The organism is Cupriavidus sp. HPC(L) (assembly GCF_000307735.3).
GTDB lineage: Bacteria > Pseudomonadota > Gammaproteobacteria > Burkholderiales > Burkholderiaceae > Cupriavidus.
Window position 1 is genome coordinate 1 of the sequence record NZ_AMPR02000467.1, and the last position, 16,178, is coordinate 16,178.

Genomic DNA, 16,178 nt, shown 5'->3' on the forward strand with positions numbered 1-16,178 from the left:
GAAGCAGCAGTTGTTCGGCCAGATCGGCGCCGGACGGCGCGGCTTCGCCGGCATCGGCGAACGGGGAGGGCGCGGGCGCGCCGCAGTCCGATGCCGGGTCGGCGGTGGCGCTCAACAGATCCGAAGCGCCGGCCAGTACCGTGTCGATGGTCGCGACGACGTCGATCGCCTTGGCGGCCTCGACCGATTCGGTCGCGTGCGTGGCCACGCCGCCTGCGGGCATGCCGGCGCCTGCCCAGCCATGCAGCGGCAGCAGGGCAAGCAGCAGCGGCAACAGCGACAGCCGGAGCAGTCGCTGCAGCGATCGCACGAAGGTGGCGGAGCGCAGCACGAGGTTCGCGTGGGGTATTGAAAGCGATCCGGGCCAGCTTCTCGGGCCGACCCGGTTGGGCGATTCTACCCGAGATGCGAACGCGCCATTCGGGCGGGAAATCGGTCCGTTCCCGTCGCCCCCGCGAAGGCGGGGGCCCAGCGGCTTCGGAGCACCACCGAGGACCAGAGACCATTGCAGGCACCGGGTCAAAGGCAAAGCGCACACCGCTGCACTACACTGCCTCTTGAAAACCCTGTAATCGCTACAAGGTGGGGATCATGAGAATCGGAGAACTCGCCCGCCAGTCGGGCTGCGACGCGGAGACGATCCGCTACTACGAGCGCGAAGGGCTGCTCGATGCGCCCCAGCGCGAGGACAACGGCTATCGCCGCTACGGCGACGCCCATCTGGTGCAGCTGAACTTCGTGCGTCACTGCCGCTCGCTCGGCATGAGCCTGTCCGACGTGCGCCGGCTGCGCGATTTCGCGCGCGATCCGAGCGCGGCCTGCGACGGCATCAATTCGCTGCTGGACCGGCAGATCGAGCAGATCCACGCGCAGCGGCTCGCGCTGGAGGCGCTGGAGAGCCAGTTGCGGGCGCTGCGGCACACCTGCGAGGAAGGCCACCGCGCCAGCGAATGCGGCATCCTGCAGAACCTGCAGCAGGCGGCCGGCGGCGGACCTTGCGAGTGCCACCGCACCGAAGCCGGCCATCCGCATTGAGCCGCGGCGGTCCGGGCCGCGCCACTTTGCCGGTGCTGTGCTAGCATCCCGCTAACCGGTCACGCGATTCGTCGCGCCCGCTTTTTTTTTTTGAGCAGCCGGTTTTAGCTTCCGAACTACGACTTTCGGGACCGCGGCCACGGCGCCGCATTCCCAAACCGCACCCCTTGCCGATGTTCGCTCGCCGCTTCGTCTCGTTCGCCCAGGCCCGCCGCCTTGCCCGGCTGGCTGGCGTGCGCGTGGCGCGGCAGATTGCGAACGCGGCCCGCATGCGCGCACCGCTGATGCGCGCACCGCGTATGGCGGCCGGTCTGGCCGCCGTCCCTTCCCGCCGGATCACGCGCCGAATCCCCGCCCCGCTTGATCCCGCCCGGTTCCCAGCCTAGCCGCACCGCAGTCGCGCCGGGCCAGCCGAACCGGGCCCGAGCCTCCTTTTCCGGATCGTTTTCCCGCCACGCGCGCCGCTCGCAGTAGCCGCACGCCGGGCGTCCACCGGCACCATCGCCGGGCGGACGCCGATCCGGCCGAATCCAACAGACAAGCCAGACAAGCGCGCCCAGGCGCGCGCACCATACAGGAGCCGCCATGACCGCATCCGCTTCGCTGCAGCCCACGCTGTACCTGACCGAACTCGACGTGACCCGACTGGAGCGCATCGCCAGCCGGGCCCCCGCCAACGGCATCGCCGAGATGCTGGACGATATCCTGGCCCGTGCGGCGATCGTGCCGCCCGAGGCGATTCCGCAGGACGTGGTGACGATGAACTCGTCGGTGCGCTGCGCGCTGGAAGGGGACCCGGCGCCGCGCCAGTGGACGCTGGTGTACCCGGACAACGCCGACTTCGAGGCGGGCCGGATCTCGGTGTTCTCGCCGGTCGGACAGGCGCTGCTGGGCGCCCGCGCTGGCGAGACGGTCAGCTATCGGCTGCCGGACGGCCGCGAGCAGCGGGTGACGGTGCTGGAGCTGTCCTATCAGCCCGAGGCGAACGGCCAGTTCACGCTGTAGTTGGCGCTGTAGTTGGCGCTGTAGTTGGCGCTGTAGTTGGCGCTGTAGTTGGCGCTGCAGTTGACGCGGTACTTCGCGTTGTAAGGCGCCGGCGGCCCGGCGGCGGCGCCTCGCGCGGGGCGCCGCTGATTCCGCCAAGTTGTCGTTTCACGGCGCACAACTCACCGTTCGTCGCAGCCCCATTTGTGGCCGCAAGGCCAGGGACTAACCTTCAACCCGTGCTCACATGGCGACATAGATCGCTCAGGGGCAGCAGGTAGCTGACACACAAATAAAGCTCAGTTGAAGGAGTCCCAAATGATCACCAGCCGTATCATCGGCGGCGCATTGGCCGTCATCGTGGCTGCGACCTCGGCGGTCGCCGTGGCCGCACCCGCCACCTCGAGCAAGGTCGGCAAGTTCGACGTCTACGCCGATGCGCTGCGCGCCGGCAAGTTCAACACCTTCACCGACGGCGCCCGCCAGGGCAAGTTCGATACCTTCAGCGAAGGCGCGCGCCAGGGCAAGTTCGATCCCTATAGCGAAGGCACCCGCCAAGGCCAGTTCGACAACTTCAGCGAAGGCGCCCGTGCGCCGAGCGGCGAGATTGCCGCGAGCTCGCTGGACAACGCCCGCAGCGGCGACGGCTCGCTGTACGGCTATCGCGTCTGACGCCAGGCCGGCGCCGCGCCACGGGTAGCCATCCCAGGCCACCGCCAGGCAAGCGCGCCGGCCACACCGGTTTATCTCCCACCTGCCCGGTTGACCTCCTTTCCTCCTTCTCTCTCTCTCCGGGTGGGTGTTTTTTATTCCGCAGTCCGTTGCCTGCCGAGCGCGCCGGCCGTTACAGCTGGCGCGCCGCGAACGCGTCGCAGCGGCCGATATCGGCCGATTCGAGTCCGCGCCGCAGCCAGCGGACCCGCTGCTCGCTGGTGCCGTGCGTGAAGGCTTCCGGCACGACATAGCCTTGCGACTGGCGCTGCAGACGGTCGTCGCCGATCGCGGCGGCGGCCTGCAGCCCCTCTTCGATATCCCCGGGTTCCAGCAGCTGCTGGTTGGCGCGTTGCGCGGCCGCGGCCCAGACCCCGGCCAGGCAATCGGCCTGCAGTTCCATCCGAACCGACAGCTGGTTCGCCTGGGCCTCGCCCATGCGGCGGCGCGCGCTGTCGACCTTGTCTGCCACGCCGAGCAGGTGCTGCACATGGTGGCCGACCTCATGCGCGATCACATAGGCCTGGGCGAAGTCGCCCGCCGCGCCGAAGCGCTTGCGCAGTTCGTCGTAGAACGCCAGGTCGATATAGACCTTCTGGTCGGCCGGGCAATAGAACGGGCCCATCGCGGACTGGCCCATGCCGCAGGCGGTCTGCGTCGCGCCGGTGAACAGCACCAGCGTCGGCGGCTCGTAGCGCCGGTTCAGCTCGGTTTCGAATAGCCGCGACCAGGTGCGCTCGGTGCTGCCGAGCACCTTGCGGACGAACACGGACATCGGGTCGGTGGCGGGCGGGCCCTGGGTGGCCTGCTGCTGCGGCGCCTCGGACTGCTGCAGCACCGAGGCGCCCTGCATGATCACGGTCGGATCGATGCCGAAGAAGTAGGAGGCGGCGAGGGCGACCAGGATCGTGCCGATGCCGATGGTCTTGCGGCCGGCGCCGAAGCCTCTGCTGCCTCGCCGGTCTTCCACATGTTGGCTTTCGGCTTCGTCGTCAAGGCGCATGGTCGCTCCGCTGGTTCAGGGTCGCGGCCACGGGAAACGGGCAAAGGCGCCCGGCCGCGAAGTGCCGCCAAGTATAGCAATGGCGGCACGGCGCGGGATTGCGGGGAGGGCGCCCCGGCTCGTGCGGGCACGTTATGCGGGCCAGGTTATGCGGGCACGGTTACGCGGGCACGGCGCTGGCAGCCTCGGCCGCGACGCTGGCCGGCACCCTGGTGCCGCCGACCTCGGCCACGCGCAGCAGATTGGTGGTGCCGCCCTGGCCGAACGGCATGCCGGCCGCGATGGTGATCTGGTCGCCCGGCTGGGCATAGCCCTCGGCCAGCGCCGCGCGCGTCGCCGCATCGACCATCTCGTCGACGCTCTGCACGTCCGGGCTGACGGTCGAATGGACGCCCCAGGCGAGCGCGAGCCGCCGCGCGATCTCGACATGCGGCGTGATGCTGACGATCGGCGCGCACGGCCGCTCGCGCGCCGCGCGCAGCGCGGTCGCGCCCGACGACGTGTAGGCCACCGTCGCCGCCGCACCGATGATCTGCGTGACCTCGCGCAGCGCGGCGCAGATCGCGTCCTGCCGAGTCGACAGCGGCGCCTCGTGCTGGGCGTCGAGCAGATTGCGATAGAGCGGATCGCGTTCGACCTCGGTGATGATGCGGTTCATCATCGCGACCGCGGGCACCGGGTGGCGGCCGTTGGCCGACTCGGCCGACAGCATCACGGCATCGGCGCCGTCGTAGATCGCGCTGGCGACGTCGGACGCCTCGGCACGCGTGGGCACCGGCGAATCGATCATCGATTCGAGCATCTGCGTGGCGATCACGATCGGCTTGCCGAGCTGCCGGCACACGCGCAGGATGCGCTTCTGTACGCCGGGCACGCGCTCGGGCGGCAGTTCCACGCCGAGGTCGCCGCGCGCGACCATCACGGCGTCGGACACGCGCACGATCTCGTCGAGCTGCTGCAGCGCGGCCGGCTTCTCGATCTTCGACAGCACGCCGGCGCGCGTGCCGATGATCTCGCGCGCCTCGACGATGTCCGAGGGACGCTGCACGAACGACAGCGCGATCCAGTCCGCGCCGAGCGACAGCGCAAACTCGAGATCGCGGCGGTCCTTGTCGGTCAGCGCGGGAATCGGGATCACCGCGTCGGGCACGTTGACGCCCTTGCGGTCCGACAGCGTGCCATGATTGACCACGCGCGTGGTAATGCTGCCCGCCGACACCGACTCGATCCGCAGCTGCACCTTGCCGTCGTCGATCAGCAGCGACTGGCCCGGCGCGGCGACGCGGAACAGCTCCGGATGCGGCAGATGCACGCGCGTCGCATCGCCCGGGGTCGGATCGCTGTCGAGCACGAACGGATCGCCGGCCTTGACCGCGACCTTGCCGACCGCGAAGGTGCCGATGCGCAGCTTCGGTCCCTGCAGATCGGCCAGCACCGCGATCGGACGGCCGGTCTCGGCCTCGACCTGCCGCACGGCCTGGTAGCGCTGGCGATGGTCTTCATGCGTTCCGTGGCTGAAGTTCAGCCGGAACACGTCGGCGCCGGCCTCGAACAGCTGCCGGATCACCGCGATATCGGTGCTCGCCGGTCCCAGCGTGGCAACGATCTTGGCTTTGCGCTGGCGTCTCATGGTGTCTCCTGTTGCGGTGATTGCAGTGGTGCGGTGTTCGCAGTGATCGCGTTGTTCGCGTTGATGCGGTGGGATCCGGCACGTTGGCGTGCCGGTCGCGATTCGATACCGTTGCTGTTGTGGTTGTCGTTCCCGGCAGGCGCGGCGGCGTCGCAGGGCCATCGTCAGAGGATCAGCATCGCGCGGAAGTCGTTGACGTTGGTGCGCGTCGGCCCGGTGACGATCAGATCGTCGAGCGCGGCGAAGAAGCCGTGGCCGTCGTTGTCGGCCAGGCACGCCCGCGCCGACACGCCGCGCGCGGCGGCGCGCTCGAGCGTGTCGGGCGACAGCAGCGCGCCGGCGTTGTCCTCCGAGCCGTCGATGCCGTCGGTGTCGGCGGCGATCGCATGCACGCCGGGCAGGCCGTCGAGCGCCACCGCCAGCGACAGCAGGAATTCCGCGTTGCGTCCGCCGCGGCCATTGCCGCGCACGGTCACGGTGGTCTCCCCGCCCGACAGCAGCACGCAGGGCTTGCGCCACGGCTGGCCGCGCTGCGACACCTGGCGCGCCAGCGCCGCATGCACCAGCGCGACCTCGCGCGCCTCGCCCTCGATGCAATCCGAAAGAATGTGGGCCTCGATGCCGAGCGCACGCGCACGCGCAGCGGCGGCTTCCAGCGCCTGCTGCGCGGTGGCCAGCGTCACGCTGCGATGGCCTTCGAAGCGCGCGTCGCCAGGCTTGGGCGTTTCGCCGGCGCCGCTCTCCAGATGCGCGCGCACAGCCGCCGGCACCTCGATGCCGTATTTGTCGATCACCGCCAGCGCATCGGCGCAGGTGGTGGCGTCGGGCAACGTCGGGCCGCTGGCGATCAGCGTCGGATCGTCGCCCGGAATGTCGGAGATCAGCAGCGTCTCGACGCGCGCGGGCGCGCATTGCAGCGCGAGCCTGCCGCCCTTGAGCGCGGAAAGGTGCTTGCGCACGCAGTTCATCTCGCCGATATTGGCGCCGCTGCGCAGCAGCGCCTTGTTGACGGCCTGCTTGTCGGCCAGCGTCAGCCCCGGCGCGGGCGCGGCCAGCAGCGCCGAGCCGCCGCCCGAGATCAGGCACAGCACCAGGTCGTCGGCGCTCAGTCCCTTGACCAACTCGACCATGCGCTGCGCGGCCTGCTGTCCCGCGGCGTCGGGCACCGGATGCGCGGCCTCGACGACCTCGATGCGCGAGCACGATGCCCCGTGCCCGTAGCGCGTGACCACCAGTCCCGACAGTTCGCCTTGCCAGTTGGCCTCGACCGCCTGCGCCATCGACGCGGCGGCCTTGCCCGCGCCGATCACCACGGTACGGCCCTTGGGCGGTGGCGGCAGTTGCGGCGGCAGGCATTGGCCCGGACTGACCGCGGCAACCGCTGTGTCGAACAGCTCGCGCAGCAGCGCGCGCGGATCGGCAAGACTGTCGCGACGCTGCGGCGTCAGCAGGGCGGCGTGGGAATCGGAATACATGGCGGTGCGGGATGAGCGTAGGCGGAGCGACTCGTCATTCCCGCGAACGCGGGAACCCAGCGGCTTCCGAAGTCACTGGGTCCCCGCATTCGCGGGGACGACGCCAGGGTTGGCCAGGACGAGGGCGCCGGTAGCGCGCCCCCGGCCGGCGGCTTACTTCGCGATCGTATGGTTCGACATCAGCTCGATCGCGCGGCACAGCGCCGAGTGATCCTGCTTGCCGAAGCCATTGGCGGCGCAGGTGTTGAACAGCTCCTGCGCGGTCGCGGTGTTCGGCAGCGCCACACCCAGCGTCTTGGCGCCCTGCAGCGCCAGGTTCAGGTCCTTCTGGTGCAGTTCGATGCGGAAGCCCGGATCGAAGGTGCGCTTGACCATGCGCTCGCCGTGCACTTCGAGGATGCGCGACGAGGCGAAGCCGCCCATCAGCGCCTGACGCACCTTGGCCGGATCGGCGCCGGCCTTCGAGGCGAACAGCAGCGCCTCGGCGACGGCCTGGATGTTCAGCGCGACGATGATCTGGTTGGCCACCTTGGTGGTCTGGCCATCGCCATTGCCGCCGACCAGCGTGATGTTCTTGCCCATCAGCTCGAACAGCGGCTTGACCTCCTCGAAGGCCTCGGCCGGGCCGCCGACCATGATCGTCAGCGTGGCCGCCTTCGCGCCCACTTCGCCGCCCGACACCGGCGCGTCGAGGTACGCCGCGCCCAGCTTGTTGATGCGCGCCGCGAAGTCCTTGGTGGCGATCGGCGAGATCGAGCTCATGTCGACCACGATCTTGCTGTGCGAGGCCTCCTTGCCGGCCGCCTTCAGCGCGGCGGCCACGCCCTTGTCGCTGAACAGCACGCTTTCCACGTGCGGGGTGTCGGGCACCATGATGATCACGATGTCGGCGCGCTTGGCGACCTCCTCGGCGCTGGTGCAGACCGTGACGCCAGCGTCGACCAGCGCCTGCGGCGCCGGATTGACGTCATGGACGAACAGCGTGTGGCCGGCCGCGCGCAGGTGGCCGGCCATCGGCGCACCCATGATGCCCAGGCCGATGAAGCCGACGTTGCGTTGGTTTGCCATGGTGAGTCTCCTTGGATTTGGTGATGGAAGAAATCGGATCCGATTGTTGGGGCAGTGCTTGGACCGTCCGCTCGCAGGGGGCTTCTCCCCTCTCCCGCAACGCGGGAGAGGGGCCGGGGGAGAGGGAAGGGGCGGTGGTCAATCGACCGCGTTCGCTATTGCGAATGCCCTTGCCCTCTCCCCCACCCCTCTCCCGCGAGGGGGAGAGGGGAGCCCTACGGCCTGCCGTGGAGGTTCGTACCAGCCCCCACTTACTGCACGCCGAACTGCGCGCGCCAGCCCAGTCCCGCCTCGGTAGTCGTGCGCGGCTTGTATTCGCAGCCGACCCAGCCGGTGTAGCCGATCTGGTCGAGCCAGCCGAACAGGAAGCCGTAGTTCAGCTCGCCGGTGCCCGGCTCGTTGCGGCCCGGGTTGTCGGCCAGCTGCACATGCTTGATGCGCGGCAGGTTGGCCTTCAGCGTCGCGGCGATCTCGCCTTCCATCCGCTGCATGTGATAGATGTCGTACTGCACGTACAGATTGGGCTCGCCGACCTGGTCGATCAGATCGAGCGCCTGCTGCGTGCGCGACAGGAAGAAGCCCGGGATGTCGAAGGTATTGATCGGCTCGATCAGCAGGTCGATCTTCTCGGCGGCCAGCTTGCGGGCGGCAAAGCGCAGGTTCTCGACCAGCGTCTCCTGCGCCTGCTCGCGCCTGACGTTCTGCGGCAGGATGCCGACCAGGCAGTTCAGCTGCTGCACGCCCAGCGCCCTGGCGTACTGGATCGCGTCGCCGACGCCGTCCTGGAATTCGCCGACGCGATCCGGATGGCAGGCGATGCCGCGCTCGCCCGCTTCCCACTTGCCTGCCGGCAGGTTGTGCAGCACCAGGTCGAGCTGGAAGCGGTTGAGCCGATCGGCGATCTGATCGGCATGGAAGGCATAGGGGAACAGGAACTCGACGCCGCGAAAGCCCGCGCGCGCGGCGGCTTCGAAGCGGTCGAGGAAACCGACCTCGTTGAACAGCATGGTCAGGTTGGCAGCCAGTTTCGGCATGGATGTCTCCAACAGTCTGGGTGGTGATGTCGTTACGGCCCAAGGGCGGCGGACGGCACGCCGATGAATCGGCCCGCGTCCGCCTGCGCGCGCGTCAGGCCGTTTCCGCTTCTTCCGTCAGGATCGCCGTGTCGGCTTCCTCGTCGACGCGATCGTCGATCGGCTCGAACTCGTTGATGTTGTCGATCTCGGTACCCATCGCGATATTGGTCACGCGCTCCAGGATCACCTCGACCACCACCGGCACCGAGAACTCGGCCATCAGGTCGCGCGCCTCGGCGAAGGCCGGGGCGATGTCCTCGGGTTTGAACACGCGGATCGCCTTGCAGCCCAGGCCTTCCACCACCTTGACGTGGTCGACGCCATAGCCGTCGAGCTCCGGCGCGTTGATGTTGTCGAAGGCCAGCTGCACGCAGTAGTCCATCTCGAAATTGCGCTGCGCCTGGCGGATCAGGCCGAGGTAGGAGTTGTTGACCAGCACGTGGATGTACGGCACCTTGAACTGCGCCGCCACCGCCAGCTCCTCGATCATGAACTGGAAGTCGTAGTCGCCGGAAATCGCCACCACGTCCGACTCGGGCGAGGCGACCTTGACGCCGATCGCGGCCGGAATGGTCCAGCCCAGCGGGCCCGCCTGGCCGCAGTTGATCCAGTGGCGCGGCTGGTTGACCGACAGGAACTGCGCCGCGGCGATCTGCGACAGGCCGATCGTGCTGACGTAGCGCACGTCGCGCGGGAAGTACTGGTTCATCTCGCGATAGACGCGCTGCGGCTTGACCGGAACGTTGTCGAAATCGCTCTTGCGATGCATCGTGCGGCGGCGCTTCTGCACCTCGGCGACCCAGGCCTTGCGGCACGGCAGCCGGCCTGCCTGCTTCATTTCACGGGCGACCTCGACGAACTGCTGCAGCGCCAGCTTCGCATCGGAGACGATGCCCAGGTCCGGACCGAACACGCGGCCGATCTGCGTCGGCTCGATATCGACGTGCACGAACTTGCGGCCCTTGGTGTAGACGTCGACGCTGCCGGTATGGCGGTTGGCCCAGCGGTTGCCGATGCCCATCACGAAGTCGGACGCCAGCAGGTTCGCGTTGCCGTAGCGGTGCGAGGTCTGCAGCCCGACCATGCCGGCCTGCAGCGGATGATCGTCGGCCAGCACGCCCCAGCCCATCAGCGTCGGCACCACCGGCACGTTGACCAGCTCGGCGAACTCGACCAGCAGGTCCGCCGCATCGGCGTTGATCACGCCGCCGCCGCAGACGATCAGCGGCTTGGCCGAGGCGTTCAGCATCGCGATCGCCTTCTCGATCTGCGCGCGCGACGCGGCCGGCTTGTACGGCTGCAGCGGCTGGTAGGTTTCCGGATCGAACTCGATCTCGGCAACCTGCACGTCGAACGGCAGATCGATCAGCACCGGACCCGGACGGCCCGAACGCATCAGGTGGAACGCCTGCTGGAAGACCTGCGGCACCAGCGCCGGCTCGCGCACGGTCACGGCCCACTTGGTCACCGGCTTGGCGATCGATTCGATATCGACGGCCTGGAAGTCCTCCTTGTACAGGCGGGCGCGCGGGGCCTGGCCGGTGATGCAGAGGATGGGAATCGAGTCGGCCCAGGCCGAATACAGCCCGGTGATCATGTCGGTGCCGGCCGGGCCCGAGGTGCCGATGCAGACGCCGATATTGCCGGCCTCGGCGCGCGTATAGCCCTCGGCCATGTGCGAGGCGCCCTCGACGTGGCGCGCCAGGTAGTGGTCGATCGAGCCGGTCTTGCGCATCGCCGAATAGAACGGGTTGATGGCCGCGCCCGGTACGCCGAACGCCACGGTGATGCCTTCCTTTTCCAGCACGGCCACCGCCGCGTCCACTGCTCTCATCTTCGGCATGTCTGTCTCCAATGGTGATGAATTTCCGTTGGAGTCGATCCTATTACCGCCTTGGCGCTGCGATAAAGGGAAGAGAGATCAGTTGATTCCATACCTGAGGTTTGGAATGATGTCGTCTGGCGCGTGCGCCGGCGCACCGTCCGCGTTGATTGGCGTTCATCGGCGTCATGCGTTCCGGCGCATTGCCGGCATAGCGCGCGACGGATGCCGGCGCATCGCGGCGCGGCGCACAATCGGGCGCGGGAGGAGACAAAGAGTGGACAAACTCAAACAGATCGAAGCCTTCATCTCGGTGGTGGAGCAGGGCAGCATGGCGGCCGCCGCGCTGACCCAGGGCGTCACGCCGGTGATGATCGGCCGGCGCATCAACGCGCTCGAGGCGCGCATCGGGGTCAAATTGCTGCACCGCTCCACGCGCCGCATCGTCGTGACCGAGCAGGGCGCCGCCTTCATGGAGCAGTGCAAGAAGGCGCTGGCGGACCTGGACCGCGCCGAGATGCTGATCGCCGAGGGCCGCCACAAGGCCACCGGCCATTTGATTGTCTCGGCCCCGGCGGCGTTCGGCCGCAAGCACGTGGCCCCGCACGCGCCGGCCTTCCTCGCCAGCAATCCCGAGGTGCAGATCTCATTCAACCTGACCGACCGTGTCGTCGATCTGGTGCGCGAGGGCTACGATGTCGGCATCCGCATCGGCGGCGCGATCGACCCGAACTTCGTCGCGATCAAGCTGGCGACCAACAAGCGCGTGGTGTGCGGCACGCCGGCCTACTTCGCGAAGCACGGCGTGCCGCGTACGCTGGATGACCTGGCGCAGCACAACTGCCTGGCGTTCAACCTGCAGGGCGGACAGCAGCGCGGCTGGTACTTCCGCCACAACGGCAAGGCCGTCAGCGTGCGCGTGACCGGCAATCTCGACTGCAACGATGGCGAGTTGCTGCACCGCTGGACCTGCGAAGGCCTGGGGCTGGGCTGGCGCTCGACGTGGGAGATCCTGCCGCAGCTGGAGAGCGGAGAGCTGATCACGGTGCTGGACGAATACGCGCTGCCCGACTACGACATCCTGGCGGTGTACCCGCAGCAGCGACCCGTACCCGCGAAGATCCGCTTCTTCATCGAGCACCTGAAGACCGAGTTCATCCGCCCGGGCTACTGGACCGCGCGCGCCGGCGGCGCGTAAGCATCCGGGGCGCCGGCTTCGAAGGGGAGGGCCGATGGCTGCCTGGCTGGCAGATGCCGTGGTGGTGCTGCACCTGCTGTTCGTCGCCTTTGTCGTCGCGGGCGGCGTGCTGCTGTGGCGCTGGCCCCGGGTCGCGTGGCTGCATCTGCCGGCCGCGCTGTGGGGCGCCACCGTCGAATGGACCGGCTGGATCTGCCCGCTGACGCCGCTGGAAAATCGGTTGCGGCATGCCGCCGGCGAGCAAGGCTATGCCGGCGGCTTCGTCGAGCAATATCTGCTGCCGCTGCTGTACCCGCAGGCGCTGACGCGCGAGACGCAGCTGTGGCTGGGCGCGCTGGTGGTGGGGATCAATGTCGCGGTGTACGCGCTGTGGTGGTGGTCGCGGCGGCGCCGGCATTGACACGGCGCACGGGCGACCAGGACGTCAGGCCAGCAGCGCCGTCACCAGGTCCTTGCCGGCCGGCGCCGGGACCTCGTCGAAGTGCAGCGCGCCTTCGACATGGCTCAGGTGGCCGACCATCAGTTCGACCGCGCGCTCGGCGTCGCCGGCGCGCGCCGCTTCGATGAATTCGCGGTGCTCGTCCGACGAGCAAGCCGCATCGCGGCGCGACTGATACAGCATCGTGATCACCGCGCTGCGCATCGACAGCTCGTGCAGCATCTCGGTCAGCACCTTGTTGCCGACCACCTCGGCCAGCAGGATATGGAAGTCGCTGAGCAGCCGGGTACGGGTCTGCGCGTCGTTGCCGGCCAGCGCCTTCTTCTCCGCGGCCAGATGCTTGTCGATGCGTTTGTAGTCGGCGGCGGTGGCGCGCGCGACGAACTCGCGGGCCAGCGCGGCCTCGAGGATGCGCCGCACGGCGAAGACCTCGCGGGCCTCCTCGGCGCTGGGCTTGGCGACGAACGCGCCCTTGTCGGGCACGATCTGGATCACCTTGTCCTTGGACAGCATCAGCAGCGCCGCGCGCACCTTCGTACGGCTGACCCGGTAGACCGCCGCCAGAGCCTCCTCGCGCAGCTTGGTGCCGGGCGGCAGGCGGTGCGAGACGATCGCCGCGACGATGTCGTCGGCGATCGCTTCGGCGGTCATGGCTGGGTCGATATGCTCGGGCATGGGGCGCAGCGCGGGCGGCGCGCTTGGGGGAAATGCCGAATTCTATCGTCCCGTGGCTTTACCCGGCACCGGCGCATACCCGGGGGCCTGGCTTCCTTCCATGCCGTCCAGGCCGTCGAGCACCGGCGCGCTGAGCCCTTCGTCCAGTTCGGCCGCCGGGATCTGGCCGTTCAGCACGGCATGCGCGCGTTCGCGGTCGATGTCCTTTTCCCAGGACGCCACCACCACGGTCGCGACGCAGTTGCCGATCAGGTTGCCCAGCGCGCGGGCGATGCCGATGAACCAGTCGACCGACAGCACCAGCACCAGGCCGATCGCCGGGATCGCCGGATGCGCGGACAGCGTCGCGGCCAGGATCACGATGGCGGAACCGGGGATGCCATGCGCGCCCTTCGAGGTCACCAGCGCGACGGCCAGGATGCCGAGCAGGTCGGCCATCGACAGCGCCGTGTTGGTCGCCTGCGCGATGAACACCGCCGCCAGCGTCAGATAGATCGAGAAGGCGTCGAGGTTGAACGAATAGCCGGTCGGGATCACCAGGCCGACCACCGACTTGCGGATGCCCATGAATTCGAGCTTGCGCATGACCTGCGGCAGCACGCTGTCCGACGAGGCCGTACCGAGCACCACCAGCAGTTCGGCGCGCAGGTACTTGATCAGCTTGAACACCGAGAAGCCCGACATCCGCATCACGGTGCCCAGCACCACGGCGACGAACACGACGACCGCGCCGTAGAACAGCACCACCAGGAAGCCGAGCTGCTTGAGCGAGCCGATGCCGTACTTGCCGACGGTGAAGGCCACCGCGCCCAGCACGCCGAGCGGCGCCAGCTTGATGATGAAGCCCATCATCTTGAACAGCGTCTGCGAGAAGGTGTCGATCAGCCTGACCAGCGGCCGGCCCGGCTCGCCGATCAGCGACAGCGCGCAGCCGAACAGCACCGAGACCAGCAGCACCTGCAGTACGTCGCCCGACGAGAAGGCGCCGATCACGGTCGACGGAATCAGCTTGAGCAGGAAGTCGACGGTGCCGCCGCTGGCCACCTTGGCCGCGTTGTCGACATAGGCGCTCATCGCCGAGGCGTCGAGCGAAGCCGGGTTGACGTTCATGCCGGCGCCGGGCTGGAACACGTAGGCCAGCAGGATGCCGAGCGCCAGCGCGATGGTGGTGACGATCTCGAAGTAGACCACCGCCTTGACGCCGACGCGGCCGACCTTCTTCAGCTCGCCGGCGCCGCAGATGCCGGCGACGACCACGCAGAACACGATCGGCGCGATCAGCATCTTGATCAGCTTGATGAACGCGTCGCCGAGCGGCTTGAGCTTGGCGGCGAACTCGGGGAAGGCCAGGCCGAGCACCGTGCCCAGCACCAGCGCGATCAGCACCTGGCCGAACAGCGAGCGCGTGAATCGGTGGATCGGATGGCGGGGGGAGGAATTCGGGGTAGGCGTGTGCGGCCGGCCGGCGCCGGGCAGGGCGGGTTGCTGCATGACTTGTCTCCAGACGGGCGAGTCCGTGTCGGTGTGACGGCTCGCCCTGTTCGATTCAGGACTGCCACCGGCGCCGCTTGTCGGCGACGGTGTCTCGGGTCCGGCACACCTCCCCGGGACGGGGCGTGGGCTCGCGTGGAAGGCCCCCCTGTTGGGGCGGAATTCACGCCGACGACTGTCTGGACCGGATTGTCCGCAGCGCTTTGTCGGAACCTGGACCGGAATATAGTGCATATCTTTTTTGTATGCAATTTTTGAATTCACTGTGCTAACATGGTTCGCATCGATGCTCCCGGGGCGCGCCTTTGCGCCGGGAAACAGCGCACCACAAAAGCACAACAGCCACCGCGCCAGGCGGGCAGCCCAACAGGCTCGCCAAGCCACGAGCGAGCGCGCTACAGTCATCGCATCCCCGTCCGGGGGCCCGGGTGCCGGCCGACAGCCGGCACGATCCGTTCAGCAGGAGACACGCATGGCAGCATCCACAACGCCCTCCTCGGTGTCCGGCACCGAAGTCGGCGCGCGCATCATGGCCTGGGCCGACGCCCTCGCCGTACACACCGAGCAGCCCGGCATGCTGACTCGCACCTATCTGACCGACGCGCACCATGGCGCCGCCGCCCAGCTCGCGGCGTGGATGGAAGCGGCCGGCATGACGGTGCGCCGCGACGCCGCCGGCAACGTGATCGGACGCTATGAAGGCACCGAGCCGGACGCGCCAGCGCTGCTGACGGGGTCGCATTTCGACACCGTGCGCGACGCCGGCCGTTACGACGGCAATCTGGGCGTGATCCTGCCGATCGCCTGCGTCGCCGAATGGCATCGCCAGGGCAAGCGCTTTCCGTTCGCGATCGAGGTGGTCGGCTTCGCGGAGGAAGAGGGCGTGCGCTTCAAGGCCACGCTGCTCGGCAGCCGCGCGATCGCCGGCACCTTCGATCAGAACGTGCTGGACAACGTCGACGACAGCGGCAAGACCATGCGCGACGTGATGCGCGCGGCCGGCTTCGATCCGGCTGGCCTGCCGGCCGCGGCCCATTCGCCTGACAAGGTGCTGGCCTTCGTCGAAGTGCATATCGAGCAGGGGCCGGTGCTGCTCAACGAGAACTTGCCGGTGGGCGTGGTGACCGCGATTTCCGGCGCGACCCGCTTCATCGTCGAGCTGGACGGCCTGGCCGGCCACGCAGGCACCGTGCCGATGGACATGCGGCGGGACGCCGCGATGGCCGGCGCCGAGATCGGCCTGTTCATCGAGCGCCGCTGCAGCAGCTCGCCGGGCCTGGTCGGCACCGTCGGCCAGTTCAACGTGCCCAACGGCGCCGCCAACGTCGTGCCGGGCCGTGCGGTGTTCTCGATCGATATCCGCGCCGGCGAGGACGCGGTGCGCCAGGCCGCCGTCGCGGACGTGCTTGCCGAGATCGAACGCATCTGCGCGCGCCGCAAGGTCCGCGCGCAGGTCCGCAAGACCCACGAGGCCGCCAGCGTGCCGTGCGCGCCGTGGCTGCAGCAGCAGTGGGCGGCGGCGATCGAGCGCCAGGGCGCGCCGGTCCGCCTGCTGCCGTCGGGCGCCGGCC

15 protein-coding genes are annotated in these 16,178 nt (G+C 68.7%); 6 read left to right on the top strand and 9 right to left on the bottom strand.

Features of this window, described 5'->3' with window-relative positions:
• Positions 1-331 (bottom strand): hypothetical protein (locus B551_RS24325; protein ID WP_023265195.1); only part of this gene is annotated, 331 nt, incomplete at its 3' end.
• Positions 332-591: 260 nt separating this feature from the next.
• On the opposite strand from B551_RS24325, the gene B551_RS24330 reads away from it, so the two are divergent.
• The 3 genes from B551_RS24330 to B551_RS24350 all read left to right on the top strand — a co-directional run bounded on the left by B551_RS24330 (position 592) and on the right by B551_RS24350 (position 2,691).
• Positions 592-1,035, top strand: a complete 444-nt coding sequence (locus tag B551_RS24330) for a Cd(II)/Pb(II)-responsive transcriptional regulator (protein ID WP_006579711.1) — start codon at positions 592-594, stop codon at positions 1,033-1,035.
• Positions 1,036-1,620: 585 nt separating this feature from the next.
• Complete coding sequence (gene rnk / locus B551_RS24340) at positions 1,621-2,040, top strand: nucleoside diphosphate kinase regulator (RefSeq protein ID WP_023265197.1); 420 nt, start codon at positions 1,621-1,623, stop codon at positions 2,038-2,040.
• 297 nt (positions 2,041-2,337) lie between these two features.
• The gene (locus B551_RS24350) at positions 2,338-2,691 is read left to right on the top strand and encodes a hypothetical protein (protein WP_006579709.1); all 354 of its coding nucleotides are present in this window, start codon (positions 2,338-2,340) and stop codon (positions 2,689-2,691) included.
• Positions 2,692-2,863: 172 nt separating this feature from the next.
• On the opposite strand, the gene B551_RS24355 is transcribed toward B551_RS24350, so the two are convergent.
• The 6 genes from B551_RS24355 to gcl all read right to left on the bottom strand — a co-directional run bounded on the left by B551_RS24355 (position 2,864) and on the right by gcl (position 10,825).
• Entirely contained in the window at positions 2,864-3,733 is an 870-nt protein-coding gene (locus B551_RS24355; RefSeq protein WP_006579708.1) for a neutral zinc metallopeptidase, read from the bottom strand.
• 160 nt (positions 3,734-3,893) lie between these two features.
• Positions 3,894-5,363: a pyruvate kinase gene (gene pyk, locus B551_RS24360; protein WP_023265199.1), complete on the bottom strand. Its 1,470-nt coding sequence runs from the start codon at positions 5,361-5,363 to the stop codon at positions 3,894-3,896.
• A gap of 164 nt (positions 5,364-5,527) precedes the next feature.
• Positions 5,528-6,838 (bottom strand): glycerate kinase, encoded by a 1,311-nt coding sequence (locus tag B551_RS24365; protein WP_006578727.1) that lies wholly within the window; start codon positions 6,836-6,838, stop codon positions 5,528-5,530.
• 153 nt (positions 6,839-6,991) lie between these two features.
• On the bottom strand, positions 6,992-7,906 hold the full coding sequence (gene glxR, locus B551_RS24370) for a 2-hydroxy-3-oxopropionate reductase (protein ID WP_006578728.1): 915 nt from the start codon (positions 7,904-7,906) through the stop codon (positions 6,992-6,994).
• Between the two features lie 251 nt (positions 7,907-8,157).
• A complete protein-coding gene (hyi, locus tag B551_RS24375; protein WP_006578706.1) occupies positions 8,158-8,940 on the bottom strand; it encodes a hydroxypyruvate isomerase in 783 nt (260 codons plus the stop codon).
• Positions 8,941-9,034: 94 nt separating this feature from the next.
• The gene (gene gcl / locus B551_RS24380; RefSeq protein ID WP_006578707.1) at positions 9,035-10,825 is read right to left on the bottom strand and encodes a glyoxylate carboligase; all 1,791 of its coding nucleotides are present in this window, start codon (positions 10,823-10,825) and stop codon (positions 9,035-9,037) included.
• A 256-nt stretch (positions 10,826-11,081) separates the two neighbouring features.
• Here gcl and B551_RS24385 point away from each other — a divergent pair, with 256 nt between their 5' ends.
• On the top strand, positions 11,082-12,002 hold the full coding sequence (locus B551_RS24385) for a LysR family transcriptional regulator (RefSeq protein WP_023265200.1): 921 nt from the start codon (positions 11,082-11,084) through the stop codon (positions 12,000-12,002).
• Positions 12,003-12,036: 34 nt separating this feature from the next.
• A complete protein-coding gene (locus B551_RS24390) occupies positions 12,037-12,402 on the top strand; it encodes a DUF2784 domain-containing protein (RefSeq protein ID WP_023265201.1) in 366 nt (121 codons plus the stop codon).
• A gap of 24 nt (positions 12,403-12,426) precedes the next feature.
• On the opposite strand, the gene B551_RS24395 is transcribed toward B551_RS24390, so the two are convergent.
• Both B551_RS24395 and B551_RS24400 read right to left on the bottom strand, forming a co-directional pair.
• Positions 12,427-13,116 carry a GntR family transcriptional regulator gene (locus tag B551_RS24395; RefSeq protein WP_023265202.1) on the bottom strand — a complete coding sequence of 230 codons (690 nt, stop codon included), beginning with the start codon at positions 13,114-13,116 and terminating at the stop codon, positions 12,427-12,429.
• A gap of 42 nt (positions 13,117-13,158) precedes the next feature.
• Positions 13,159-14,607, bottom strand: coding sequence for a C4-dicarboxylate transporter DctA (locus B551_RS24400; RefSeq protein WP_023265203.1), 1,449 nt, complete (start codon positions 14,605-14,607; stop codon positions 13,159-13,161).
• Positions 14,608-15,079: 472 nt separating this feature from the next.
• On the opposite strand from B551_RS24400, the gene B551_RS24405 reads away from it, so the two are divergent.
• On the top strand, positions 15,080-16,178 hold a 1,099-nt coding region (locus B551_RS24405; protein WP_043442713.1), incomplete at its 3' end, for a Zn-dependent hydrolase.

Bases quoted from the DNA above. Each gene is read 5' to 3' on its own strand.
- gcl (WP_006578707.1), bottom strand. From the start codon at position 10,825: ATGCCGAAGATGAGAGCAGTGGACGCGGCGGTGGCCGTGCTGGAAAAG.
- hyi (WP_006578706.1), bottom strand. From the start codon at position 8,940: ATGCCGAAACTGGCTGCCAACCTGACCATGCTGTTCAACGAGGTCGGT.
- B551_RS24330 (WP_006579711.1), top strand. From the start codon at position 592: ATGAGAATCGGAGAACTCGCCCGCCAGTCGGGCTGCGACGCGGAGACG.
- B551_RS24395 (WP_023265202.1), bottom strand. From the start codon at position 13,116: ATGCCCGAGCATATCGACCCAGCCATGACCGCCGAAGCGATCGCCGAC.
- B551_RS24355 (WP_006579708.1), bottom strand. From the start codon at position 3,733: ATGCGCCTTGACGACGAAGCCGAAAGCCAACATGTGGAAGACCGGCGA.
- B551_RS24350 (WP_006579709.1), top strand. From the start codon at position 2,338: ATGATCACCAGCCGTATCATCGGCGGCGCATTGGCCGTCATCGTGGCT.
- rnk (WP_023265197.1), top strand. From the start codon at position 1,621: ATGACCGCATCCGCTTCGCTGCAGCCCACGCTGTACCTGACCGAACTC.
- B551_RS24400 (WP_023265203.1), bottom strand. From the start codon at position 14,607: ATGCAGCAACCCGCCCTGCCCGGCGCCGGCCGGCCGCACACGCCTACC.
- pyk (WP_023265199.1), bottom strand. From the start codon at position 5,363: ATGAGACGCCAGCGCAAAGCCAAGATCGTTGCCACGCTGGGACCGGCG.
- B551_RS24365 (WP_006578727.1), bottom strand. From the start codon at position 6,838: ATGTATTCCGATTCCCACGCCGCCCTGCTGACGCCGCAGCGTCGCGAC.
- B551_RS24390 (WP_023265201.1), top strand. From the start codon at position 12,037: ATGGCTGCCTGGCTGGCAGATGCCGTGGTGGTGCTGCACCTGCTGTTC.
- glxR (WP_006578728.1), bottom strand. From the start codon at position 7,906: ATGGCAAACCAACGCAACGTCGGCTTCATCGGCCTGGGCATCATGGGT.